The sequence below is a fragment of the Microbacterium aoyamense genome (genome assembly GCF_023155855.1).
Taxonomy (GTDB): domain Bacteria; phylum Actinomycetota; class Actinomycetes; order Actinomycetales; family Microbacteriaceae; genus Microbacterium; species Microbacterium aoyamense.
On sequence record NZ_JAKNUT010000004.1, the window covers coordinates 109795 to 132833 of the forward strand.

Annotated in this window: 28 protein-coding genes; 15 read left to right on the forward strand and 13 right to left on the reverse strand. The window is 68.7% G+C overall.

Annotation, left to right across the window (positions count from 1 at the left end):
• Both MA876_RS11830 and MA876_RS11835 read left to right on the forward strand, forming a co-directional pair.
• Complete coding sequence (locus tag MA876_RS11830) at nucleotides 1-1158, forward strand: hypothetical protein (RefSeq protein WP_248149116.1); 1158 nt, start codon at nucleotides 1-3, stop codon at nucleotides 1156-1158.
• The gene (locus MA876_RS11835) at nucleotides 1155-2828 is read left to right on the forward strand and encodes a glycosyltransferase (protein ID WP_248149117.1); all 1674 of its coding nucleotides are present in this window, start codon (nucleotides 1155-1157) and stop codon (nucleotides 2826-2828) included. Before MA876_RS11830 ends, MA876_RS11835 begins: the two co-directional genes overlap by 4 nt.
• Here the strand turns inward: MA876_RS11835 and MA876_RS11840 are convergent.
• Nucleotides 2814-3977 carry a glutamate--cysteine ligase gene (locus MA876_RS11840; RefSeq protein WP_248149118.1) on the reverse strand — a complete coding sequence of 388 codons (1164 nt, stop codon included), beginning with the start codon at nucleotides 3975-3977 and terminating at the stop codon, nucleotides 2814-2816. The genes MA876_RS11835 and MA876_RS11840 overlap by 15 nt on opposite strands.
• A 191-nt stretch (nucleotides 3978-4168) precedes the next feature.
• Here MA876_RS11840 and rpsP point away from each other — a divergent pair, with 191 nt between their 5' ends.
• The 5 genes from rpsP to glgX all read left to right on the forward strand — a co-directional run bounded on the left by rpsP (nucleotide 4169) and on the right by glgX (nucleotide 8404).
• Nucleotides 4169-4597 carry a 30S ribosomal protein S16 gene (gene rpsP, locus MA876_RS11845; protein WP_248149119.1) on the forward strand — a complete coding sequence of 143 codons (429 nt, stop codon included), beginning with the start codon at nucleotides 4169-4171 and terminating at the stop codon, nucleotides 4595-4597.
• Nucleotides 4598-4601: 4 nt separating this feature from the next.
• The gene (locus MA876_RS11850) at nucleotides 4602-4832 is read left to right on the forward strand and encodes an RNA-binding protein (protein WP_248149121.1); all 231 of its coding nucleotides are present in this window, start codon (nucleotides 4602-4604) and stop codon (nucleotides 4830-4832) included.
• On the forward strand, nucleotides 4832-5416 hold the full coding sequence (rimM, locus tag MA876_RS11855) for a ribosome maturation factor RimM (protein ID WP_248149123.1): 585 nt from the start codon (nucleotides 4832-4834) through the stop codon (nucleotides 5414-5416). Before MA876_RS11850 ends, rimM begins: the two co-directional genes overlap by 1 nt.
• 1 nt (nucleotide 5417) lies before the next feature.
• Nucleotides 5418-6107, forward strand: coding sequence for a tRNA (guanosine(37)-N1)-methyltransferase TrmD (gene trmD / locus MA876_RS11860; RefSeq protein ID WP_248149125.1), 690 nt, complete (start codon nucleotides 5418-5420; stop codon nucleotides 6105-6107).
• An 86-nt stretch (nucleotides 6108-6193) separates the two neighbouring features.
• Nucleotides 6194-8404: a glycogen debranching protein GlgX gene (gene glgX / locus MA876_RS11865; protein ID WP_248149130.1), complete on the forward strand. Its 2211-nt coding sequence runs from the start codon at nucleotides 6194-6196 to the stop codon at nucleotides 8402-8404.
• A gap of 175 nt (nucleotides 8405-8579) precedes the next feature.
• On the opposite strand, the gene map is transcribed toward glgX, so the two are convergent.
• On the reverse strand, nucleotides 8580-9362 hold the full coding sequence (gene map / locus MA876_RS11870) for a type I methionyl aminopeptidase (protein ID WP_248149131.1): 783 nt from the start codon (nucleotides 9360-9362) through the stop codon (nucleotides 8580-8582).
• Between the two features lie 117 nt (nucleotides 9363-9479).
• On the opposite strand from map, the gene MA876_RS11875 reads away from it, so the two are divergent.
• From MA876_RS11875 to MA876_RS11910, 8 genes are all read left to right on the forward strand, one after another.
• Nucleotides 9480-9974, forward strand: a complete 495-nt coding sequence (locus tag MA876_RS11875) for an MFS transporter permease (protein ID WP_248149132.1) — start codon at nucleotides 9480-9482, stop codon at nucleotides 9972-9974.
• 171 nt (nucleotides 9975-10145) lie between these two features.
• Nucleotides 10146-10490, forward strand: coding sequence for a 50S ribosomal protein L19 (gene rplS, locus MA876_RS11880; protein WP_248149133.1), 345 nt, complete (start codon nucleotides 10146-10148; stop codon nucleotides 10488-10490).
• A 163-nt stretch (nucleotides 10491-10653) separates the two neighbouring features.
• Nucleotides 10654-11409: a signal peptidase I gene (gene lepB / locus MA876_RS11885; protein ID WP_248149135.1), complete on the forward strand. Its 756-nt coding sequence runs from the start codon at nucleotides 10654-10656 to the stop codon at nucleotides 11407-11409.
• Nucleotides 11406-12065, forward strand: coding sequence for a ribonuclease HII (gene rnhB / locus MA876_RS11890; protein ID WP_248149137.1), 660 nt, complete (start codon nucleotides 11406-11408; stop codon nucleotides 12063-12065). Before lepB ends, rnhB begins: the two co-directional genes overlap by 4 nt.
• Before the next feature lie 22 nt (nucleotides 12066-12087).
• The gene (locus MA876_RS11895; RefSeq protein WP_248149139.1) at nucleotides 12088-12411 is read left to right on the forward strand and encodes a DUF2469 family protein; all 324 of its coding nucleotides are present in this window, start codon (nucleotides 12088-12090) and stop codon (nucleotides 12409-12411) included.
• A 125-nt stretch (nucleotides 12412-12536) separates the two neighbouring features.
• Nucleotides 12537-12905: a YraN family protein gene (locus MA876_RS11900; RefSeq protein ID WP_248149141.1), complete on the forward strand. Its 369-nt coding sequence runs from the start codon at nucleotides 12537-12539 to the stop codon at nucleotides 12903-12905.
• Nucleotides 12902-14386: a YifB family Mg chelatase-like AAA ATPase gene (locus MA876_RS11905; RefSeq protein WP_248149154.1), complete on the forward strand. Its 1485-nt coding sequence runs from the start codon at nucleotides 12902-12904 to the stop codon at nucleotides 14384-14386. Before MA876_RS11900 ends, MA876_RS11905 begins: the two co-directional genes overlap by 4 nt.
• Nucleotides 14383-14850 carry a hypothetical protein gene (locus MA876_RS11910; RefSeq protein WP_248149156.1) on the forward strand — a complete coding sequence of 156 codons (468 nt, stop codon included), beginning with the start codon at nucleotides 14383-14385 and terminating at the stop codon, nucleotides 14848-14850. The genes MA876_RS11905 and MA876_RS11910 overlap by 4 nt, the downstream gene beginning before the upstream one ends.
• 65 nt (nucleotides 14851-14915) lie before the next feature.
• On the opposite strand, the gene MA876_RS11915 is transcribed toward MA876_RS11910, so the two are convergent.
• The 11 genes from MA876_RS11915 to MA876_RS11960 all read right to left on the reverse strand — a co-directional run bounded on the left by MA876_RS11915 (nucleotide 14916) and on the right by MA876_RS11960 (nucleotide 22934).
• The gene (locus tag MA876_RS11915) at nucleotides 14916-15320 is read right to left on the reverse strand and encodes a hypothetical protein (RefSeq protein ID WP_248149158.1); all 405 of its coding nucleotides are present in this window, start codon (nucleotides 15318-15320) and stop codon (nucleotides 14916-14918) included.
• A gap of 126 nt (nucleotides 15321-15446) precedes the next feature.
• Nucleotides 15447-15872, reverse strand: coding sequence for a hypothetical protein (locus MA876_RS11920; protein WP_248149169.1), 426 nt, complete (start codon nucleotides 15870-15872; stop codon nucleotides 15447-15449).
• A gap of 5 nt (nucleotides 15873-15877) precedes the next feature.
• The gene (locus MA876_RS11925) at nucleotides 15878-16108 is read right to left on the reverse strand and encodes a hypothetical protein (RefSeq protein WP_248149171.1); all 231 of its coding nucleotides are present in this window, start codon (nucleotides 16106-16108) and stop codon (nucleotides 15878-15880) included.
• A complete protein-coding gene (locus tag MA876_RS11930; RefSeq protein WP_248149174.1) occupies nucleotides 16105-16284 on the reverse strand; it encodes a hypothetical protein in 180 nt (59 codons plus the stop codon). Before MA876_RS11930 ends, MA876_RS11925 begins: the two co-directional genes overlap by 4 nt.
• A complete protein-coding gene (locus MA876_RS11935; protein WP_248149177.1) occupies nucleotides 16277-16855 on the reverse strand; it encodes a hypothetical protein in 579 nt (192 codons plus the stop codon). The genes MA876_RS11930 and MA876_RS11935 overlap by 8 nt, the downstream gene beginning before the upstream one ends.
• Nucleotides 16848-17234: a hypothetical protein gene (locus MA876_RS11940; RefSeq protein WP_248149180.1), complete on the reverse strand. Its 387-nt coding sequence runs from the start codon at nucleotides 17232-17234 to the stop codon at nucleotides 16848-16850. Before MA876_RS11940 ends, MA876_RS11935 begins: the two co-directional genes overlap by 8 nt.
• The gene (locus MA876_RS11945; protein WP_248149182.1) at nucleotides 17234-18043 is read right to left on the reverse strand and encodes a hypothetical protein; all 810 of its coding nucleotides are present in this window, start codon (nucleotides 18041-18043) and stop codon (nucleotides 17234-17236) included. The genes MA876_RS11940 and MA876_RS11945 overlap by 1 nt, the downstream gene beginning before the upstream one ends.
• Before the next feature lie 5 nt (nucleotides 18044-18048).
• A complete protein-coding gene (locus tag MA876_RS11950) occupies nucleotides 18049-20055 on the reverse strand; it encodes a DUF3631 domain-containing protein (protein ID WP_248149185.1) in 2007 nt (668 codons plus the stop codon).
• Nucleotides 20052-20414 (reverse strand): hypothetical protein, encoded by a 363-nt coding sequence (locus tag MA876_RS11955; RefSeq protein WP_248149188.1) that lies wholly within the window; start codon nucleotides 20412-20414, stop codon nucleotides 20052-20054. The genes MA876_RS11950 and MA876_RS11955 overlap by 4 nt, the downstream gene beginning before the upstream one ends.
• The gene (locus MA876_RS19070; protein ID WP_275562774.1) at nucleotides 20411-20539 is read right to left on the reverse strand and encodes a hypothetical protein; all 129 of its coding nucleotides are present in this window, start codon (nucleotides 20537-20539) and stop codon (nucleotides 20411-20413) included. Before MA876_RS19070 ends, MA876_RS11955 begins: the two co-directional genes overlap by 4 nt.
• Before the next feature lie 874 nt (nucleotides 20540-21413).
• Nucleotides 21414-22934 carry a recombinase family protein gene (locus tag MA876_RS11960; RefSeq protein WP_248149191.1) on the reverse strand — a complete coding sequence of 507 codons (1521 nt, stop codon included), beginning with the start codon at nucleotides 22932-22934 and terminating at the stop codon, nucleotides 21414-21416.
• Nucleotides 22935-23039: the final 105 nt, after the last annotated feature.

Sequence of the window (23039 nt, forward strand, 5' to 3'; positions counted from 1 at the left end):
GTGAGCGCTAGCAGCGTCTTCGTAAGGGATACGCCTCTCTTCATCGAGAGTGCGACGGGTCGGCTCGAGAAGTTCCCGAGCAATCGGTGGTTGCGATGGGGCCTCCGTCTTATCTGGGCGCTCCCGTTCATCGCGATCGCGATCTGGTTCAACGCCTCCTCAGGCGGCGATTGGTCGGGCACAGCGAACGGCGTGCTCGCCGAGCGCGTGTCGTCGCTCCCGTGGGGGTCGAGCGAGGTCGAGACGCTCGGCCAGCTCTACCCGCCGATCACGAGCCTCATCGCGCTGGTCGTCCCCGGCGGCGCCCTCGGGCTCGCCATCGTGGGATGCCTCGTCGGCGGCACCATGGTGCAGCTCGTCCTGCAGTCGCTCATCCGCAAGGGCTTCGTCGTCCCCGTGCGCCTGGTCTTCGTCCTGACCCTGGCGCTGACACCGCTGTGGGCCTACATCGTCACGACCAGCTTCGAAGCGACCCTGGGCCTGACGTTCTTCGGCCTCGGCATGATCGACCTCGTGCGCTTCGTGACGTTCGCGAACACGCAGGCGGGGTTCCGCGCCGGACTGCTCTTCGCCGCCTCGGCGTTCTCGGACTCCACGGGTCTGTTCGCCGCGCTCGTCGCGGCCGCGGCATCCACCTTCATCATCCGCTCGCGCGACGGGTCGCGCGCGGCGAACGCGATCGTCGTCATCTTCCCGACGATCGCGTTCCTCGGGTCGCTCATGCTCCTCGGGGTCATCTTCCGCGTCGGGCCCCTCGCGATGATCCGCGGTGACCTCGCGTGGAACGCCGAGCGCGCAGCGACTGTGGTCGCCTACCTCTTCAGTCCCTCGGGCCTGCTCTACCTCGCACCGACGATCGTCGTCATCATCACGGCGCTCTTCCTGCGGTTCCCGGGCGTCGGGCTCACGGCGGTGCTGCTCACGGGTGTGACGCTGATCGCGTTCATCGTCGGCCTCACTCCGACGGGCGTCGCCGGCATCAACTACACGATGATGCTGCTGCTCGCCGTCGCGGTGGTGCCGCTCGCCCTCACGACGCGCGACCGCATCCTGACCATCGCCACGTCCGTCGTCCTGTGGGGGATCGGGTGGGCCCAGGCCTTCGACAACGCGACGGTGCGCGCCTGGATGGGCGTGCTGACAGGAGGCGCATCGTGACCGCCCCGCTGCAGGTCGATTCGAGCCTGCTCGACCCGGAACTGCGCACGACGTACGCGACGGAGGGATGGCTCCCGGTCCGGCGCGAGGGAGGGGTGGTGGATGTCGCAGTGTCCACGCCCGTGTCTCCTCGCCGCCGCGCGCGGATCGAGGCGGCCGTGGGCGCGCCGATCCGCGAGACCGAAGTGTCGCAGTCGGTGATCGTCGGCGTGCTCACCGACCGGTTCAGCGCCGAGTTCGCCGACCAGGCCGCGGACGGCCTCTACCGCATCGATCCCGTGCTGTCGGCGCGGGCCGTCCTGTCGCGCTCTCAGAAGGTCGTGGGCGTCATCCTGCTCGTCGTCGTCCTCGCGTGCGCCGTCGTGTGGCCGCTGCCGACGCTCATCACCCTCATCGCGATCGCGAGCGCCGTCTTCCTCGCCAGCACGCTGTTCAAGTTCGTCGTCGCGCTGCGCGGCTCGCGCTACGACCTCGTCGCCCACGTGAGCAAGGACGACATCGCGCAGCTGAAGGACGAGGAGCTGCCGATCTACACGGTGCTCGTGCCGGTGTTCCGCGAAGCCCGCATCGTCGGTCGGCTCGTCGAGAACCTCGGACGCCTCGACTATCCCGCCGACAAGCTCGAGATCCTCATCCTCGTCGAGGAGGAGGATGACGAGACGCGCGATGCCATCGCGGTGAGCGATCCGCCCGCGAATTTCACGGTCGTGACGATCCCCAAGGGCGCGCCGCAGACCAAACCGCGCGCGTGCAACGTCGGGCTCGAGGTCGCCCGCGGCGACTACCTCGTGATCTACGACGCCGAGGACGCCCCCGAGCCGGATCAGCTCAAGAAGACGCTGATCGCCTTCTCGCGCGCCGATCCGTCGGTCGTCGTGATGCAGGCGGCGCTCAACTACTTCAACGCGCGGGAGAACATCCTCACCCGCATGTTCTCGCTCGAGTACAGCTACTGGTTCGACTACATGCTGACGGGGCTCGACGTCCGCGACCTGCCGATTCCGCTCGGGGGCACGTCGAACCACTTCCGCACGGGCGCGCTGCGCGAACTCGGCGGGTGGGACCCGTACAACGTCACGGAGGACGCCGACCTCGGCATCCGGGCCAGTGCCCTCGGGTACCGCGTCGGCGTCGTCGACTCGACCACGATGGAAGAGGCGACCTCGCACATGGGGATCTTCATCGGGCAGCGCAGCCGCTGGATCAAGGGCTACATGCAGACGGCGCTTGTGCACGCTCGGCGCCCGTTCGCCCTCATCCGCGAGATCGGGGTGCGGCGGTTCGCGGCGTTCGCGCTGCTGATCGCCGGCACGCCGCTGACCTTCCTCGGCGTCATCCCGTTCACCGCCCTGACGATCTTCTCGTTCGTGTTCCCGTGGATCGATGCGTCGGCGGCGTTCCCGCCCGTCGTGCTGTGGCTCTGTCTGCTGAACTTCCTGATCGGCAACGCGCTGATGGTATACCTCAACATGATGGGGCCCTACAAGCGCGGGGCGTTCTGGCTCGTCGGGTGGGCGATCCTCAACCCGATCTACTGGCTGCTGCACTCCGCTGCGTCGTACAAGGCGCTGTGGCAGCTCATCACGAAGCCGCACTACTGGCAGAAGACCGAGCACGGACTGTCGAACTTCGTCCTCGAGGAGGAGCCTGCGCAGTCAGTGCCCCAGTGACGCGAGGTGCTCGCGCAGCGTAGGACCTGCGCGGAACTCGCGGATGAGGTGATGCACGACTTCGCGCAGGTCGCCGTCCGCGGCGTCGGCGACGAGGGTCTGGCGCGTGGAGCTCGCGCCTTCGGTGAGGATCCGCTCCAGGCCGGCGAACTCGCGCGCGCACTTGAGGTCGACGGCGATGTCGGCGAGCAGGTCCGTCGTCTCGCGCAGGTGCTCCACGACCTGCCGCTGCGTGCCGTCGGCATCCACGATGACGCGGGCGTCGAGCCCGTACCGGGCGGAGCGCCATTTGTTCTCGCGCACGAACCACGGCGGGAGCGTCACGAGCTCACGCCCCTCGTCGAGTTCGCGCGAGAAGTGCTCGACGAGCACCTGGACGAGGGATGCCACGGCCGCGAGTTCGGGAAGGGTCGACATCCCGTCGCACGCGCGGACCTCGATCGTGCCCCACTTGGGGGCGGGGCGGATGTCCCACCGCACTTCGCTCGCGTCGGCGATGACGCCTGTGCGCACCATCCCGTCGAGGTAGGTCTCGAACTCCGCCCAGTCGCCGAGCGGCCAGGGAAGCCCCGCCGTGGGCAGCTGCTGGAAGACGAGGGCGCGGTTGGACGCGTAGCCGGTGCGCTCGCCCGCCCAGAACGGGCTGGAGGCCGACAGCGCCTGCAGGTGGGGGAGGTACACCGTCAGGGCGTTGATGATGGGGAAGACCTTGTTGACGTCCTCGACGCCGACGTGGACGTGGATGCCCCAGATCATCATGTTGCGTCCCCACCACTGCGTGCGCTCGATGAGCTTGTGGTAGCGGGTCTTGTCGGTCACCTGCTGGTCGTACCACTGCGCGAAGGGATGACTCCCCGCGCAGAGCAGCTCGACGTCGAGAGGATTCGACACCGTCCGCACGGCGGCGATCGCGTCGGCGATGTCGTCGACGGCGGCAGCGACGGTGTCGCCGATCCCACTGGTCACCTCGACGGTGTTCGTGAGCAGCTCACCGGTCACGGTGTAGCGCTCATGCTCCGTCGCGGCATCCAGCGCCTCGATGATCTCGGGGGCGCGCGGCACGAGATCGCCGGTCTCGCCGTCTGCGAGCATGAGCTCCCATTCGATTCCGACCGATGATCGGGCGGATGTCGCGAAGGCCTCCGTCATGGGCACAGTCTGACATGCGCACCACGTGTCGCCATGGTTCGCGACGTGCCGTGTCATCTGGCAGAATAGAGGGTCGGACGACGTACTCGACCCTCTATCCAGTACGAGCGTCCCCCTTCAGAGCTTCCGCCGGGTGTGCACCCCACTCTCCAGGCGATCAGTTCGTCCACTCCCACACATTCAGGAGAATCGTGGCTGTCAAGATCCGTCTCAAGCGCCTCGGCAAGATCCGTGCGCCCTACTACCGCATCGTCGTGGCCGACTCGCGCACCAAGCGCGATGGTCGTGTCATCGAAGAGATCGGCAAGTACCACCCCACCGAGCAGCCCTCGTTCATCGAGGTCGACTCCGACCGCGCGCAGTACTGGCTCGGTGTCGGCGCGCAGCCGACCGAGCAGGTGCTCGCGATCCTCAAGCTGACCGGCGACTGGGGCAGGTTCCAGGGCGACGCGAACGCCGTCTCGACCGTCCAGACGGCCGAGTCCAAGGCCGCGTTCGAGGCTGACACGACCAAGAAGTCGGTCGTCAAGCCCAAGGTCGAGAAGAAGGCCGAAGAGCCCGTCGCCGAGGCTCCCGTCGAGGCGGAGGCCGCTGCAGCCGACGCCGACGCGGCAGAGTAAGACCTTGCTCGCCGCCGCGCTCGAGCACGTCGTCAAGGGGATCGTCGATCACCCGGACGACGTCCGCATCCATTCGTCCACGTCGCCTCGCGGTGACGTCCTCGAGGTGCGTGTGCACCCGGACGACCGTGGACGCGTGATCGGGCGCGGCGGCCGCACGGCCAAGGCGCTGCGCACGCTCATCTCCGCTCTCGCCGACGGCCGCCGCGTGCGCGTCGACGTCGCCGACGACTGATGGCCGCTGCATCCCCCGACCGTACGCAGCTGCGTGTCGGCCGCCTCGTCAAGGCGCACGGACTCAAGGGCGCGTTCAAGCTCGAGCTCTACACCGACGACCCCGAGGGTCGATTCGCGCCGGGCACGACCTTCACGCTGCAGGTTCCCGAGTCCTCGCCGTGGCACGGCAAGCCCCTCACGGTGCGCGAGTTCCGCTGGATGAACAGCCACCCCGTCGCGTTCTTCGAAGGCGTCGACGACCGCAACACGGCGGAGGAGCTGATCCGCGCGATCCTGTGGATCGACCAGGATTCCGCCGATGCCCCCGCCGAAGAGGACGCCTGGTACGACCACCAGCTGGTGGGTCTCGATGTCGTGCGCGACGGTGCGAGCGTGGGCCGCGTCATCCGCGTCGACCACCTCCCCTCGCAGGACCTCCTGATCGTCAAGACCGCGGGCGATGAAGTGCTCGTGCCGTTCGTCAAGGCCATCGTTCCCGAGGTCGACATCGCTGCCGGTCGCGTCATCGTCACGCCGCCGCCGGGACTCTTCGAAGAGCTGCCCGGGGCCGACGACATCGCAGAAGAGTCCGCCGAGGACTGACGTGCGCATCGACGTCGTCTCGATCTTCCCCGAGTTCTTCGACGTGCTCGAGGTGTCGCTGCTGGGCAAGGCGCGCGGCAGGGGCATCCTGGACATCCGCGTCCACGACCTGCGCGCGCACACCCACGACCGTCATCGCACCGTCGACGACACGCCGTACGGCGGCGGTGCCGGAATGGTCATGAAGCCCGAGCCGTGGGGCGACGTGCTCGACGAAGTGGCGACGGATGCCGCATCCCGCCCGATCTTCGTCTTCCCCTCGCCCGCGGGCGAGCGGTTCACCCAGGCGACCGCACGCGAACTGTCGTCGGCGCCGCATCTCGTCTTCGGCTGCGGCCGCTACGAGGGCATCGACGAGCGCGTCTTCGCCTACGCCGCGACGCTCGGCGACGTACGGCTCGTGAGCCTCGGCGACTACGTGCTCAACGGCGGGGAAGTCGCCGCGATGGCCATGATCGAAGCGATCGGCCGCCTCGTTCCCGGGGTCGTCGGAAACCCCGAGAGCCTCGTCGAGGAATCGCACGAGGACGGACTGCTGGAGTACCCCTCGTACACGAAGCCCGCGTCGTGGCGCGGCTACGACGTGCCCGAGATCCTGCGCAGCGGCGACCACGGCAAGGTCGCGCAGTGGCGCCGTGGTCAGCAGCTCGAGCGGACGCGAGAGCGTCGACCCGACCTCCTACCCGACTGACCGCGCGGAGTCCAGCGTCGGCGGCGAGCGTTCCGGCTGGCTAGCCTGAAGTCGGGGGCCGACGTACTCCCGGAACGGGAGAAGCCGTGGAAGCATGGCCGGGATCGACCTATCCGCTGGGTGCGACGTTCGATGGAAACGGCACGAACTTCGCGCTCTTCAGCGAGGGCGCGACCAAGGTCGAGCTGTGTCTCTTCGGCGAACGCGGGCACGAGACGCGCGTCGAGCTCGTCGATGTGGACGCCTTCGTGTGGCACGCGTACCTCCCGAACGTCGGCCCAGGGCAGCGTTACGGCTTCCGGGTGTACGGCGAGAACGACCCCGCCCAGGGGTTGCGCTTCAATCCGAGCAAGCTCCTGCTCGACCCCTACGCGAAGGCCGTCGAGGGACAGGTCGAGTGGGGGCAGACCGTCTTCGGCTACGACTTCGGCGATCCCGACTCACGCAATGACGACGACTCGGCAGCGGCGATGATGAAGGGCGTCGTCATCAGCCCGTTCTTCGACTGGACGGGAGACCGCCAGCCGAAGACCCCGTACGCCGAGTCGTTCATCTACGAGGCACACGTGAAGGGACTCACCGAGCTGCATCCGGATGTCCCCGAAGAACTCCGCGGCACCTACAGCGGAGTCGCCCACCCGGCTGTCATCGATCACCTCGTGAAGCTCGGCGTGACGGCGATCGAGCTGATGCCCGTCCACCAGTTCGTCGACGACTCGACACTGCAGGAGAAGGGGCTCTCGAACTACTGGGGTTACAACACAGTCGCCTTCTTCGCGCCGCAGAACACCTACTCGTCGACGGGTGAGCGCGGGCAGCAGGTGCAGGAGTTCAAGGGCATGGTGCGGGCGCTCCACGCGGCGGGCATCGAGGTGATCCTGGATGTCGTCTACAACCACACCGCCGAGGGCAATCACCTCGGTCCCACGCTGTCGATGCGTGGCATCGACAACGCCGCCTACTACCATCTCGAAGACGACGACAAGCGGTATTACACCGACTACACCGGCACGGGCAACAGCCTCAACGTGCGGCACCCGCACACACTCCAGCTCATCATGGACTCGCTGCGCTACTGGGTCCTCGAGATGCACGTCGACGGATTCCGGTTCGACCTCGCCTCGACCCTCGCGCGCGAGTTCTACGAGGTGGACCGGCTCGCGACGTTCTTCGAGCTCGTCCAGCAGGACCCCGTGGTCTCGCAGGTCAAGCTCATCGCCGAGCCGTGGGATGTCGGGCCGGGAGGCTACCAGGTGGGCAACTTCCCGCCCCAGTGGACGGAGTGGAACGGCAAGTACCGCGATACCGTCCGCGACTTCTGGCGCGGCGAGCAGCAGGCACTGGGTGAGTTCGCGTCGCGGCTCACCGGGTCGTCCGACCTGTACGAGCACTCGGGGCGCAGGCCCGTGGCATCCATCAACTTCGTCACCGCCCACGACGGCTTCACGCTGCGCGACCTCGTGTCGTACAACGACAAGCACAACGAGGCGAACGGTGAAGACAACAACGACGGGGAGTCGCACAACCGCTCCTACAACTTCGGCGTCGAAGGGCCGACGGACGATCCGGAGATCAACACGCTCCGCGCACGACAGCAGCGCAACTTCATCGCGACACTCCTTCTGTCGCAGGGCGTGCCGATGCTCCTGCACGGCGACGAGCTGGGCCGCACGCAGGGCGGCAACAACAACGGCTATGCGCAGGACAACCCGACGACCTGGATCGACTGGTCGAAGGTCGATCAGCCCCTCGTGGAGTTCACGGCGGCGCTCGCGCGGCTGCGACGCGAGCATCCGACCTTCCGGCGCAGCCGATTCTTCGACGGGCGCCCCGTCAAGATGGAGGAGGGTGCGCCGATCCCCGACATCGTGTGGGGGCGACCGGACGGCACGGTCATGCAGCCCGAGGACTGGGACTCCGGGTTCGGTCGCGCGATCAGTGTCTTCCTGAACGGCGGCGGCATCCGAGAGCGGGATCGCCGAGGTGAGCCGATCGACGACAAGCACTTCTTCATCCTCTTCAATGCGGGCGACGAACCGACGGACTTCACGCTGCCTTCGCCGCGGTTCAGCCCCGAGTGGGACGTCCTGATCGACACGGCGGGAGTCCGGGCGAACACCGACCCGATCAAGCCGGGCGACGTCGTGACTCTCGAGCAGAAGTCGCTGATGGTGCTGTGCGAGCACACGCTTCCCGAGCCCGAAGTCGACCATTCCGTCGCGGCGTCGCTCACGGCCCAGGCGAATCCGCTGCACCCCGACGATCTGCCGGGCAAGTCTCCCAAACCGGAGCTGTGACATGGCGCGGCATCCGATCTCGACCTATCGGCTCCAGATCCGAAAGGACTTCGATCTGGATGCCGCTGCCGCGATCACCGACCACCGTCGCGATCTGGTGTGTCGTGGGTGTGCGTGTCGCCGCTGCTGACCGCGTGCACGCGAGAGCGTCGACCCGACCTCCTACCCGACTGAATCAGGCCGCGCCCAGGTGCGAGCGGTCGGTCAGCACGATCGGGCCGTCTTCGGTGATCGCGATCGTGTGCTCGGAGTGGGCGCCGCGCGAACCGTCGGCCGATCTCAGCGTCCAGCCGTCCGGATCGGTGATCAGCTCGTCCGTCGTCTGCAGGAACCAGGGCTCGAGCGCGAGCACGAGACCCGCCCGCAGGGGATATCCCCGCCCGGGCTTGCCGTCGTTGGGCACGTGCGGATCGCCGTGCATGATGCGTCCGACGCCGTGGCCGCCGAAGTCGGTGTTGATCTCGTAGCCGTCCGCGTGTGCGATCGTCGCGATCGCGTGAGAGATGTCGCCGATGCGGTTGCCCGCGACGGCGGCGGCGATCGCGGCATCCAGCGCGCGTTCCGTCGTGTCGATCAACGCGAGGTCCTCGTCGCGGGGTGTGCCGACGACGAACGAGACCGCGGAGTCGGCGACCCAGCCGTCGACGGACACGGCGAAATCGAGCGAGACGAGGTCGCCGTCGCGCAGGTCGTAGTCGAAGGGGAGCCCGTGGAGCACGGCGTCGTTCACCGAGGTGCAGATGACCTTGCCGAACGGACGCGCGCCGAACGACGGGTGGTAGTCGATGTAGCAGGACTCGGCGCCGGCGCGACGGATGAGGTCGTGCGCGCGACGGTCGATCGCAAGCAGGTTGGTGCCGACCTTCGTCTCGTCGCGCAGTGTCGCCAGTGTCTCGGCGACGAATCTGCCCGCGGGCTTCATCGCCTCGATCTCGGCGGGGGTGCGCAGCTCGATCATCGGCCGTCCTCTCTTCAGGTCCATTCTGTCGGATGCACGGGCCTCTGGCTGAGAGGATGCCCCGGGTCGCACGCGGACCGGGCCCGCGGTCCCGCGGACCGGCGTAGCATCTGTGGCATGTGGCTTCGTCGCGGATTCTTCGGTTGGCTCCTTCCGGCCGCCTTCGTGCTGCCGCTGTGGCTGTTCATCGGCTGGGCGGTCACGGGCGCCGGCGGCTGGGCGTTCCTGTGGATGGTGTTCGCCGTCCCTGGTGTCTTCGTCTGGCAGCTGATCCTGACCCTTCTCGTGCGCGCGCGCGGCACCGTCCGGGCGCAGCGCGCGGTGTCGTGGTGGGACGTGCTGGGCTTCACCGTGTGGCATCTGCTCGTCATCGCGCTCGGCTTCTTCAACCCCGCCTGGTGGACCCCCGTGCTCATCGTCGCGGTGCTCGTTGGGCTCGGGCTGTTCTGGGGGGAACTCGCTCAGCTGTGGCGCGAAGCGCGCCCGACCAGCATCCTTCTCCGCACGAACGACGGCGTCGGCTACATCCCGCCGACCCCGACGTCCGAGCCTGCCGCCGAACGCCCCGAGATCATCGTGGTGACCGAGAACCGCAGGCCGACCGACGCCTGATCGTCGCGTTTTGGCCGGTCGCGGCATCCATGGCAGAATGGCTGTTTGTGCCCTGACCAGGTTCTGCCTCAGGGGAACCGTCGCCCGGCCTTCGCCGGCGGCCTCGGGCACACGACATCCTTTCCATTCCTTCCCGCGGTCGACCTGTGGCGGCCGCAGAGAGAAACGATCATGCAGATCCTCGACTCCGTCGACGCGGCATCGCTGCGCTCCGACATCCCGACCTTCGCCCCCGGCGACACCGTCAAGGTGCACGTCAACATCACCGAAGGCAACCGCTCGCGTATCCAGGTGTTCCAGGGCGTCGTCATCGGCCGCTCGGGCGACGGCGTGCGCGAGACCTTCACGGTCCGCAAGATCAGCTTCCAGGTGGGCGTCGAGCGCACCTTCCCCGTGCACAGCCCGGTCATCGACCACATCGAGCTCGTGACCCGCGGTGATGTGCGTCGCGCCAAGCTCTACTACCTGCGCGAGCTCCGCGGCAAGAAGGCCAAGATCAAGGAGAAGCGCGACTGATCGCGTCTCCTGCGAAGCCCCGGACCACCGCGGTCCGGGGCTTCGTGCTTCCCGCCGAGAACAAACCGCGAATGCGCGCCCGGCGACGCGCTGCGGCGCGTCGGATGTGCGAACCTTGGAACACGACTGCGCCCCCGCGCGGCGAGCACCTCGAAGGACCCAGATGACGACCGAGCAGACCGCTCCCGAAGCGCCGCTCCCGACACGACGATCCGAGGCAGAGCGCAACGCTCCGCGGCGGAAGGGCTGGGTCGTGTTCCTGCGTGACGTCGTCGTCATCATCCTCGTGGCGGTGCTCGTCTCGTTCCTGGTCAAGACGTTCGTCGTGCGGTCGTTCTACATCCCTTCGGGATCGATGATGAACACCCTCATGATCGACGACCGCATCTTCGTCGACGAGCTCACGCCGCGTTTCGGCGCGTACGAGCGCGGCGACATCGTGGTCTTCCGCGACCCCGGCGGCTGGCTGCCGCCGAGCCAGCAGCCTGCCCGTCCGCCCGTCCTCGAAGCGGTCGATTGGGTGCTCTCCCTCGTCGGGCTCACAGCTCCCGACAGCGACGACCATCTCGTCAAGCGCATCATCGGGCTGCCCGGCGACCACGTCGTGTGCTGCAACGCCCTCGGCCAGATCACCGTGAACGGCGTGCCGATCGACGAGACCGCGTACACCAACCTTCCCGACGGCAGCCCTGCCTCGGCGGACTCCTTCGACGTGACCGTGCCCGAGGGGAGCCTCTGGGTGCTCGGCGACAATCGGAACCGGTCCAAGGACTCGCGCTACAACCAGGACCAGCCCGGAAAGGGCTTCGTGCCGATCGACAACGTCGTCGGCCGGGCGTTCATCATCACATGGCCGTTCGACCGGTTCGGGCTCCTCGATTTCCATCACGAGGTCTTCTCGGGGGTGCCGGCTCCATGACGGTCGCCGAGCCTCGTCTGACGCTCGAACGCCGGCTGCTCAAGGAGCATCCGATCGTCATCGCGTGCGACGAGGTGGGACGGGGCGCCCTCGCGGGTCCCGTCGCCGTGGGCGCTGCGGTCATCGACGCACCCCGCGCGCGCAAGCGCGTCCCGCAAGGGCTCCGCGACTCCAAGCTCGTGCCCGAGCTTCGGCGGCCGGATGTCGCGGCCCGCGCTGCATCCTGGGTATCCGCGAGTGCGGTCGGATGGTCGAGCTCCGCCGAGATCGATGAGATCGGCATCATGCGGGCGCTGGGGCTCGCCACGATCCGCGCCCTGGCCGACCTGCGCGCGCACGGCATCGTGCCCGAGGAGGCGATCGTGATCCTCGACGGCAACTACGACTACATCACGCCTGCGGGCGCGACCGGTCTCCTCGTCCGGCCCGTCATCAAGGCCGACCGCGACTGTGCGAGCGCCGCCGCGGCATCCGTCATCGCCAAAGTCGCGCGCGACGCGCTCATGACCGAACTCCACGACGACGAGCCGGTGTACGGGTGGGCGCGGAACAAGGGCTACGCGAGCCCCGACCACCGCGACGCGATCCGATCCCACGGGCTTTCGGCACAGCATCGGGCCTCGTGGTCCATCGCCGACGCCCCGACGCTCTTCTGAGCATCTCTAAGATGGAAGCACCATGGATGACGACGTCTTCGAGGACTACGACCGCGAACTCGAGCTGGCGCTCTACAAGGAGTACCGCGATGTCGTGGCGCAGTTCCAATACGTGATCGAGACCGAGCGCAGGTTCTACCTGGCCAACGAGGTCAACGTCGTGCGTCGCGACACCGAGCACGACTTCTACTTCGAGATCTCGATGACCGACGTCTGGGTGTGGGACATCTACCGCGCCGACCGGTTCGTCAAGAGCGTGCGCGTCCTCACCTTCAAGGACGTCAACGTCGAAGAGCTCTCGCGGCGCGACTTCCACCTCCCCGAGGAGCTCTCGCTCGACAACTGAGCATCGCTCTCCTCCACCGTCGCTCGCGCTCATCGGTTCCTCCACCGCGGGGGTCGATTCCGCCCCTCTCCACGGTTCGCCGGATCTAGGGTTCGGCCTCGATGCGCTGCCCGCAGGCTGGGGGAATGGCAGCGAAAGACGACCTCGGCAGAGCCGGTGAAGCCCGTGCAGCGCGGTACCTCGAGACGATCGGGTGCACGATCGTGGACCGCAATTGGCGGTGTCGCGACGGCGAGTTGGATCTCGTCGCGACGACACCGACCTCGCTCCTGATCGTCGAGGTCAAGACGCGCCGCGGCGCCGGGTACGGGCATCCGCTCGAGGCGATCGATCCGGTCAAGCAGACCCGACTGTGGCGGCTGGGCATGGCGTGGATCGCCGCGCATCGGGATGTCGTGCAGGGGCGTCGGCTCCAATTCGCCGCGATCGGTCTGACGGGCCCGGATCCGGCGACCGCAGTACTCGATTTCGTCCCCGACCTCGAACTGCGATGAGCGTCGCGCGCACGTGGGCCGTCGCGCTCACGGGTCTCGACGGTCATCTGATCGACGTCGAGGCCGACCTTTCCAACCAGCTTCCCGAGTTCAAGATCATCGGCCTCGCCGACAAGGCGCTCGGCGAAGCCGTGCAGCGCGTTCACAACGCGAGCGCCAACAGCGGCCTGCCGCTGCCACGACGACGTCTGACGGTCAACCTCTCGCCTGCGAGTCTTCCCAAACAGGGCTCGGGCTTCGATCTCGCGATCGCGATCGCGGCGCTCGCGACCGAGACGGCGATGGATGCCGCGTCCGTCGCCTCCACCGCCCACCTGGGAGAACTCGGGCTCGACGGCAGGCTCCGGCCCGTGCCCGGCATCCTTCCCGCCGTCCTCGCCGCGGCTCGCGGCGGCGTGCGCCGTGTCGTCGTGCCCGCCGCGAACCTCGCCGAGGCCGCGCTCGTCGACGACGTCGAGGTCGTCGGCGCGATCAACCTCGCCGCGGTAGCCGCGCTCCACGGCGCCGCCGTCGATGTTCCGGATCAGATGCCCGTTCTCGTGCCCGACACGGATCCCGTTGCGGAGTCCCGTCTCGACCTGGCCGACATCGTGGGTCAACCCGAGGCTGTCGATGCGCTCGTCGTCGCCGCGGTCGGCGGCCACCATCTGCTCATGTCGGGGCCGCCCGGTGCGGGCAAGACGATGCTCGCGCGGCGGCTGCCCGGCATCCTCCCCGACCTCGATGACGACGCGGCGCTCGCGGCGGCATCCCTGCGCTCCCTCTCGGGCCGCGCCGTCACGTCGCTCTCTCGAGTACCGCCGTTCGAGGCCCCGCACCACAGCACGAGCGTCGCGGCGCTCGTCGGCGGCGGGTCGCGCGTCGTGCGTCCGGGCGCCATCGCACGCGCGAGCGAAGGCGTCCTCTTCCTGGATGAAGCGGGGGAGTTCCAGGCCAGCGCTCTCGACGCGCTCCGCCAGCCGCTCGAAAGCGGCGCGATAGAGATCCATCGCGCCGGCTTCTCGGCCTCCTTCCCCGCCCGGTTCCAGCTCGTCCTCGCGACGAACCCCTGCCCCTGTGGCAATTACGGCGTGCGGGGTGCGGCGTGCATCTGCACTCCGATGGCGATGCGGCGCTATCTCGGCAGGCTCTCCGGCCCCCTGCTGGATCGCATCGACATCGAACTGCACCTCGCACGGGTCTCGGTCGCGGCACGCGCTCGCGAGCTGCCCGCCCTGACGACGAGTGCCGCGCGCGCCCGCGTGCACGAAGCGCGACTGCGCTCCGCTCATCGTCTGCGCGAAACGCCGTGGACGCTCAACGTGCAGGTGCCCGGAACGTGGCTGCGCGACGGGCCGTCCGCGCCCAGCCCGGCCGTGCGTCGACCGCTCGATGCCGCACTGCATCGAGGTGCGCTGACGCTGCGCGGGTACGACCGGGTCCTGCGTCTCAACATATCGAGTCAAGTCATAACTAATGACGGCGATAGGCTCGCGTCGTGACTCCGAGCCCCGCCGCAACCGAAGCCGCGACGACGGCCGCCGCGATCGATCCGACTCTTCTCGTGCTGCTGCCGATCATCGGCGTGTTCGCGACGATTCTCGGCGGCTTTCTCGGCGCGTGGATTCAGGGTCGCCGGGAGCATCGGAAGTGGAAGCGAGAGAAGCGGTACGAGGCTTACGTGCGGCTCGTCGCGACGCTCATCCAACTGCGAGAGCTCCGCCGCGAAGAAGCCGATCGGAAGCTCGACCCCGACAATCCACGATTCGCCAACCTCGAAGCGCGTCTCGACAAGTTCAGCGATATCAAGGGAGATCTGCAAGCGCCGTATACGGTGCTCGGGCCGAGGGCGATTGGCGACGCCTTCGCGCTCGTGAACTCGCTCCCGCCCGATAGCCCCGAGTCGATCGCGGCGTGGGATGCGCTCGTGGGGGCTATGAGGAAAGAACTCGACGTCGACGACTGAGCCCTCCCGCCCGCGAGAAGAGGGCCGGGGCACTCTCATTCCCCGGCCCTCTCGTCTCTGCCCGCTTAGGTGTGTCCTAGTCGGTTGTCGCTCGGGCCGGCTTGCCACATCGTGACGCGGCTCGGCGCCGACGAGAGATCCGTCCCGCGAACGCCCGGCATCGTGACGGCGCCGATCACGTTGAGGTCGCCGCCGATCGACACGGAGCCGGCCATGTAGGCCGCGACGTACGCCGCCACCTTCATGTCGATGCGGGCGTCGATCTGCGCGTTCGTCCATCTCGACGCCGTCCATGCGTCGAGCTGCGCCTGCATGTCGGCGATCAGCGCCTGGAGTTTCGCGACGTTGTTTGCGAGCGCTTCGCCGCTAGGTGCCTCAAGTGTGGAGATCCGCGTGGCGAGGTCGTCGAGTTCGTCGATCAGCCAACCGAGCTCGGAGGGGATCGCGCCGACGCGCGTGCTACGACGCATTCGGATCACTCTCCCGCGCGATGTAGCGAGAAAGGCTCGCGGACATGTGTTCCATCTGTGCGACGAGCCCCTCGAGCTTCGCGAGGAGGTCGCCGTTCGTCGGTTCCGTCTCGACGGCCGCGGCGGTCACGATGCGCCGCCGTAGCGTGTCGCGTGCCAGGCTTCGCGCTGCCGCTCATAGGCGCCGCGCTCGTTCTCGTCGTGCGCGGCGCGCTGCCGGGCGTGATACGACTCGACCGTCTCGCGGTGCCCGTCGTCGGCGATCGTGCGTGAGGGGGTGGCCTCTTCGCTTTGCCAGCCCCTCGTCGCGCCTCGCACGACGCGACGGCCGGAACGGGCGGGCGGGCCCTCGAGGCGGCGGGCTTGAATCTCCGACGTCGAGAGCGTTTCGCGCTCGTCCGCCTCGTCGTCGCCGGAGTCTTTGACGCGCGCCCGACGATCGCCGGTAACGAGGGCGTCGGCTTGCTTCTCGGTCGGCGTTCGCCTCGACGCGAGCTCATCTTCGATCGCGTCGATTCGCTGCTGCAGTCGTCGTTCTTCTCGTGTTGCCACTGTGATCAGTGCTCCTTCGTTGTCGGTGCGGCCATGAAGCCGCGGGCGGTCAGCACGGCCACCGCGGCCGCACGGTTCGGGGCGAGCACGGCGACCTCGCCGTCATGCTTCGCGAAGCAACGGCGGCAGAGGATCCCGCCGCTCGGGAGGATGCCGTGGTCGCCATTGGCGGGGATCTCCCGCTTCATGCATCCCGAGCATGTGAACGGCGCGTAGGCGTAGGGATTCGTGGTCATCGCTGCGCCTTTCCCGCTGCGCGACGGCTTGCCCGGTAGCGGGTCGTGACCGCGTCCCACTCCAGCGACTCGGCCTCGGTGAACTCGCGGTCGAGAGCGAGCAAGGCGCGGATGCGGTCGCGGGTCGAGTCGACGGCGCCGAGCGGCCGCCACGCCTCGGGGAGCGGCCTACTCATCGTCGTCGTCCGTGAGGTAGAGCACTCCGTCGACCTGATAGCCGATCGAGCCGACGGCGGGGCCTCGGCGACGTCTGCGCGGCTTCTCCGGCTCCGAGGGCTCAGAATCCGTCGCCGGCTCGTCTGTCGCGGGAGACGGCGACGGGGCGCTCCGCGTGCCGTGATCCGGCCGGGCGGCCGCCGCCTCGGCTGCGCGCGCGGCCTGCCGCTTCTCGTAAGCCTTCGCGCGCTTCGCGTTGTCCTTCTCGGCGATCGTCACGACGGCGAAGAGGTCAGGGAGATCGGCGGCCGGCGTCGGCTTCGCGTTCGGGCGATGCGCCCGCGCGTCGCGACGGTACGCCTCGCCCCATGCCCGTTGCTCGAGGATCGTCATCCGTTCCCACTTCGCGCGAGCCTTCGCCATGCGCCGATCGAACTTCGCCGAGTCGCGGGCCTTCTCGGCGGCGAGCTTCTTCGGCGTCATGCCCGGCTGTGCGAGCCGGGTCGCGTCGAGAATCGCGATCGTCTCGCGGAGCTCTTCCAGGACGAGATTCGGCGTGTCGTCGTCGCGCGTCCGCCTCGGCTTACGCATCGTCGCCCGCCTTGATCGTGAGGCCGAGCATCCGCACGCGGGCGGCGTCGGCGGCGAGGATCGTCCGATAGCAGGCGTTCCGCTCGGCGATCGTCTCGGCGCTCGCCAGGTCGATGTTCGCCTGCCGGATGATCTGGTCCTGCCGATCCTCGACCTCGGCGCGGATGAGGTCGGGATCCTGCTGCCCGAGAAGCTCGATATAGCCGGCGCGGGCGAGTTCTTCGACCTCGACCTGCGTCCGGCCGATCTGCCGAGCGATCACGCCCCATCCCGTGCCCGTGCGGCGGAGGGCGATCGCGCGGATCGCGTCCTCCACGTCGCGCTCACGCATCCGCTCCGCCGTCCGCTCGAGCTCGGCGGCCTTCTTCTTGCCTCCCATTAGTCGTCCTCGGGGTCGTTCTCGTCAGTGAGGTCTTCTCCCTCGTCGTCGTCCTCGGGGTCGTTCTCGTCGTCGAGGTCGTCGGACTCGTCCGCCTCGGCCTGCATGCGTGCGGCCTTCTCGGCTTCCTTGACGGCCTCTTTGACCTGCTCGAGGATCTGCGCGGCGTAGCCGACGGCCTTCGCGAGCTCGGTACGGGCGAGATCGACGTGGACGGCCGGGGCGCCGGCCTCGCCCATCTCCCGGCGCGCTGCCTTCATCGGGGCGGGCGTGAAGTCGCCGCTCGAGAGCATGCCGAGCAAGCCGAGGGCGCCGGTCATCGTCGCCTCGGCGCGGAGAGCGATCTGCGACGCACTGGCGACGGAGAGGATCGCGGAGTCGAGAGCGGTCAGCCCTTCGGCGCGAAGCGCCGGCGTGTTGTGGGCGACGCATTCGATGTACTCGTCGCGGCGCGATTCGAGCCCTCCGAGCGCGCCCTCCCAGGCGAGGTCGAGATCTTCGACCGCCTCGCGCGCTGCCGCGCGGAGCTTCTTGATCTCCTTCGGCTTGACCGGCTTCCCTTCGCGGGCCGCGTTCCGGGCCGCGATGCGCGCGTCCTCGTCGGCACGTTCGAGGGCGACGTGGGCGGCCTGCCGCTCCCGCTCCACCTTCTTGAACGCGACGTGCGCCTCGGTCACCTTCTCGGCGATCTTCTTGACGGCGGCGACGTCCGTCGAAGCGGGGTCGATGACGTGGAGACGGTTGAGCGAGTAGCCCTCGCGGCCGTCATTCCAGCGGATTTCGTTGATCTTGAGTTCGGTCGTGCTCACTGTGATCAGTGCTCCTTCGTTGTGGCGGTTGTGGGATTGTCGAGCGGCAGGGTTACCGGCTCGGCGGGGAAGTCGGGGAGGTAGCGCAGCCATGCGTCGGCGAAGTCGGCGCGCTCCCAGCCCTTCGCGACGCCGATCGAACCGCCGAAGCGGATCGCGTGCGCGGGCGGGATGCCGTAGCCGTCAAACGTGCGGCCGAGGAAGCGCGAGTCGATCGCGCCCTTTCCGCCGAGGTCGCTCCACGGCGCATCTTCCAGCCCGACGAGCTCGAGAAGGATCTCCGTGGAGCGCAGTCGGGCGTCGCCGTCCTTGTCGAAGATGCGCCGCACGTCGGCGAGAAGTCGGATGCCGAGCGACGCCGGACGATCGCGGGCGTCGCGGAGGATGACCAGGGCGGCGTCGCGGGCAAGGCGCGGCCATTCTCCGCCGGCGGCATCCGCGACGGCGAGGAGTGGTTCCCAGACGTCTGCGTCGCGATCGGCGATCCCGTCGGGCATCTCCGGCCAGGGTGCGCCGATGCTCTTCGCTGCCGTGCGCGCCCACGCTGCCAGGCGATCGCGCGTCGCCTCGAGCTCGCTGCCGTTCTGCCGCTCGCGGTAGGGCTCTACGACCTCGTCGGCGCGGCGGCGGCGCATGGGGATGACGACGGAGCGCGTGCGGATCGTGTCGGGGAGTTCGCCGAGGCCGGCCATTGCCACGGCCGCGAACGTCGAGAACTCTTCGAGGATGACCTCTTTACCGCGCGTCGCCGCTCGGTTGTACTTCGCGCCGCGGCGATGCCCGCTGTTGTAGATGCCGCGGAGCTCTTCGGCCGTCGCGTCACGCGATCGCACGCCGAAGAGGGTGTCGACCTCGTCGTGGAGGATCGTCGGCGGACGATCGCCGGAGTCGATACGACGGGCGAGGAAGGCGACCGACGTGTTCATCGTCTCGACGGCGTCGGGGACGAGACGCGCGAGCACTTCGAGGACTCGCGTCTTCCCGCTGCCCGGCTCGGGGCTGTTGACGTAGAGGCGAGGCGTCGAGTCGAAGCGGTCGATCATGTGGGCGTGTGCCGCCCACAACGTGACCGCGGCCTCGTGCCATTCCGTCGGCAGGGAGACGAAGCGGCGGATCTGCCGGCGGATCTCGTCGAGTACGACCGCGCCCTCCGAGAGCGGAAGCGTTGCCGGCTCGGCGTGGCGCTGCGCGATCGCTCGCTTCTCGTCGTGTGTGAGAGCGAACGTCGCCGGCGGGAGTCCGAAGCGGCGGACGGAGCCCTGCAGCGCGTTGTCGAAGGCGGCGGCGTACTCCGAGCCCCACCCGTCCGCGTAGACGGCGCGGGCCTTATCGATCGCCTTCTCGACGCCGGGGTGCCCGGCTTGGCCGAGCTTCACGAGAGCCGCGACGGCTTCGAGCATGTCGGCGTGCCCCATGTCTCGGGAGCGGAACGCCTTCCGTGCTGCCTTGACCTCGTCGGACGGCTTGCCGGGCACCAGACGCTCGAGGTACTCGTCGACGCCGGCCAGGGTGTCGCGGCCGGCGGATGCCGAGCGCTGCCCGCTCACGACGAGCCACGCGGGCGCCTCTGCGAGCTCGGCGACGGATGCCGGCGGCGCGACGTAGAGGACGGCGTAGGACTCGCCGGTGCGGCGGTCGATCCCGCTGCCGCGCTCGAAGAGATCCGCGGAGCCGTTCGGAACGTCGATCCCCTCCGGCGCGACGTAGAAGGCGTGAGAGCCGCCCGAGGGCGTCGCCTGCTGCCACGTCGCCGGGAGATCGTGGCCGAGGCGTGCGAGAGCCGCGAGGCCGTCCTTCCCGCCTTTCACGTCGAAGTCGGCGATCGCGAGGCCGGAGGGGCCGGCGACGACGGCGGGGAGCGCGTCGGGATGCTTCGCCCACCAGTCGCGGATCGTCTTCTTCGACGTCGTCGCGTCCTTCAGGCCGTGCTTCGTCAGGGGGCGCTTGTCCGAGCCGCACGGGAAGACATGCCAGCCGAGGCGCGCGGCCGCGAGCGCGTGATCGACGCTCACTTGCCGGCCTCGTTCGTGTTGCGCATCGCTGCGGCGATCGACTCCGCGATCGCCGTCCGCCAGAGGATGATCGCCGTCCGACGGCGGGCCTCGCGGTTCGGCCACTGCCGATCGGCGAAGCGGCGGTCGACCTCTTCCAGCCACGGCTCGAGCTCGGCGGCGGAAGGCTCAGGCGCGCGCTTCTTACGAGGCGGAAGGCCGGCCGCCTCGCGCTCGGCATCTACGCGCGCCCATCGCTTCGTGGCGGCCGCGCGCGAGCGCTCGGAACGCTGCTCGGGCGTCATGTTCGCCGCTGCGCGGATGCCGCCGAGCGATGAGTGCGCGCGGTCCGGCGTCGGCCCCTTCCCTCGGCCGGTCATCGCACACCCGCGAAGAGGGCGGCGAGGTCGGAGACGATCGCGGGGCGGAGCGGCGGGGCGTCGTCGACGACGCGGGAGATGATCGCGCGCTCTTCGAGTGAGAGCGGGGCGAGCGGTGCAGACATGGCAATCGAATCCCTTTGAGAGATTCGCGATGTCTGCAAGGACGGGCGAAGAGGCCCCTCCTCGGCGTCGGAGTTGACGCCTGCCCGGTGACTCTGCGGCACCGGCCGGATACGACGAGCCTAGCATGGCTTGGCATCGTTGCAAGCGCATTTATCCCAGGTCAGTGTCGCTTTTCGGCCAATGGCTGAGAGAGGGCCGACGGGGCTCGGAGGGTGTAACCGCGTGTAACCGACGTGTAACCGATGCGGCGTCGAAACTCCCGCGGAAATACGCGGGTGTAACCGATGTAACCGATGTAACCGACTTCTGCGGGTGAAGAGGGCAGACGGGGAGCGGGATGTGCCCGAGTGCCTGCTGTTACCTACCTCCCCAAAACAACAACAAGTAGCGGGAGAGGCTTACCCTCGCCTTCTCGGCCGGAACTCGGTTACATCGGTTACATCGGTTACGCGCTCGGCGCTAATCGGGGGAGCGGGCAGGGATAAGCGGTTAGCAACGTGGCACGGTCACTATTCCAGCGGCAGGGGCGAGACAGTGAGCCCCGTGCGAGTTCGAGGACGGCCGCCGCCTCTGCCTCTATCGCCAGGATCTCGGCCGCCGCCACTATTCGCGGATTCTCGGCCGAGTTACGACCAGCCATTCCACGCGAGCCGGAGAACTCGAGGCGGGGCCGAACTACCGCCGCCGCTACTCTGTCGCCATGGACGCGAGCGAACTCGAGCCGTGCGCGATCTGCGGCTCCCCGGTCTACGAGACGTTGGTCCCCGGCGATCGGCGCGCCGGCGTCTCGGGAGCGTCGAGCGTCGAGCGGATATGCACCGATCTCGCGTGCCCGAGTAACACGGGCCGCGGCCTCCCCTTCGCCGCTGCGCCCTAGTGCCAGGCGAGATCTAGCGTCGCCTCGGTATGCGCGAGACGGCCGGCGCCGTCGCGGGGCGTGCGCGAGCCCTTGCCCGGCGATCGCATGACGATGCCGACGAGCTTCCGCACGACTGCCCGCTGCCGGTCGATATCGAGGCCGGCCCACGCCTCCGCGACGGCCGTCCATCGCGCCTCGTAGTCGTCGCCTGCCGCCTCTGCCGTCTCGACGAGGGCGCCGAGCACGTTCACGCGGCCGGCGTCCGTGAGCGCTGCCTCGAGTCGGGCGATCCGCTCGCGCACGTCACGGAGGGCCGGCGTCGCGGCGTCCATCGTCGTGAGCCCCTGCCCGACGAGCGAGAGCACGTTCTGCTCGCCCGCCTTCGCCTCGCGGAGCTCCGTCTGGAGCGCGACGGCGTCGGGCGTATCCGTGCGGCGGAGGATCTGCGCGGCGACGTCCGGCCGTGACAGGCGATCGAGTACGACGTGCTCCACGTAGTGATCGGCGTCGTCGCGCTTCCGGGATAGGTGAGGGCTCGCTCCGCATCGGTACGTCGCGACGCCGTTCTTCGTCGCGCCGGCCTTGACGGGCGCGCCGCACACCCCGCATGTCGCCGTGCCCGATAGAAGCGCCTTCGGCGTCCCGCCGGGATTGGATCGCCGAGCGGGATCGGAGAGCAGGTCACGCGCTGCCGCCCACGTCTCCGGCGAAACGAGCGGCTCCCACGACCCCGTCGGGAGATCGCCGAGGCCGAGGTTGTGCGACTGCGACGGCGATCCGCTCTCACGAGGCGGCGCCACGAGTCCGGCGTATCGAGGGTTAGCGAGCACGGCGCGGACGGCGTACGGCTCGAAGGCGTGCCCGACGGTCGTCGTCAGGCCGTCATCGTTCCACGCGCGAGCGATCGCCCGAAGCGTCGCCCCGGCGAGAAGCATCGCGTAGCCGCGCCGGACGGCTGCCGCTTCGGGCGCGTGCGGCTCGTGCCCGTAGTCCGGCCACTCTCGCCCGTCCGCTCCGACGCGCTTCGGCCAGTCCGTCGAGGCGCCCGCGCGGAGCTTCGTGTAGCCGAACGCGCGTCGCCCGCCCGCGGGCAGCAGACGTTCCCGGCGATGGGCGTTTGCCCGCTTCTGCCGCTCGCTCTTCCGGCGAACCTCGAAGCGCGCGAGGCCGGCCGCGAGAGTCGCCCGGAACTCGCCGTCGGCGGTCGTGAGATCGAGCTCGCCGTCGACAGTGGCGATCCGCACGCCCGTCTCGAGAAGCGTCACGAGATCGCGGATGCCGCGAAGGATCCTGTCCTGATCGACCGCGACGACGACGTCGATCCGGCCGGCCTTCGCGTCTTCGATCAGGCGGTGCCAGGCCGTGCCCGTGCCTCGCGGCTTCGACGCGCTCACGTCGTTGTCGACGTACTCGCCGGCGATCTCCCAGTCCCGCGTCGTCGCGAGTCCGCGGCATCGTGCGCGTTGCCGGTCGATCCCTTCGGCGCGTCCGTCCCTGTCCATTGACTGCCGGAGGTAGATCGCCGCGTTCGTCATGGAGCAAGTATGACCTAAAGCGATGCTCTTACTCGCGTGGTCGCTCGCCGACCTCGCGGGTCGGTCGCAGCTCGCTGTCGACGACATCGGCCGAGCGCTCTATCT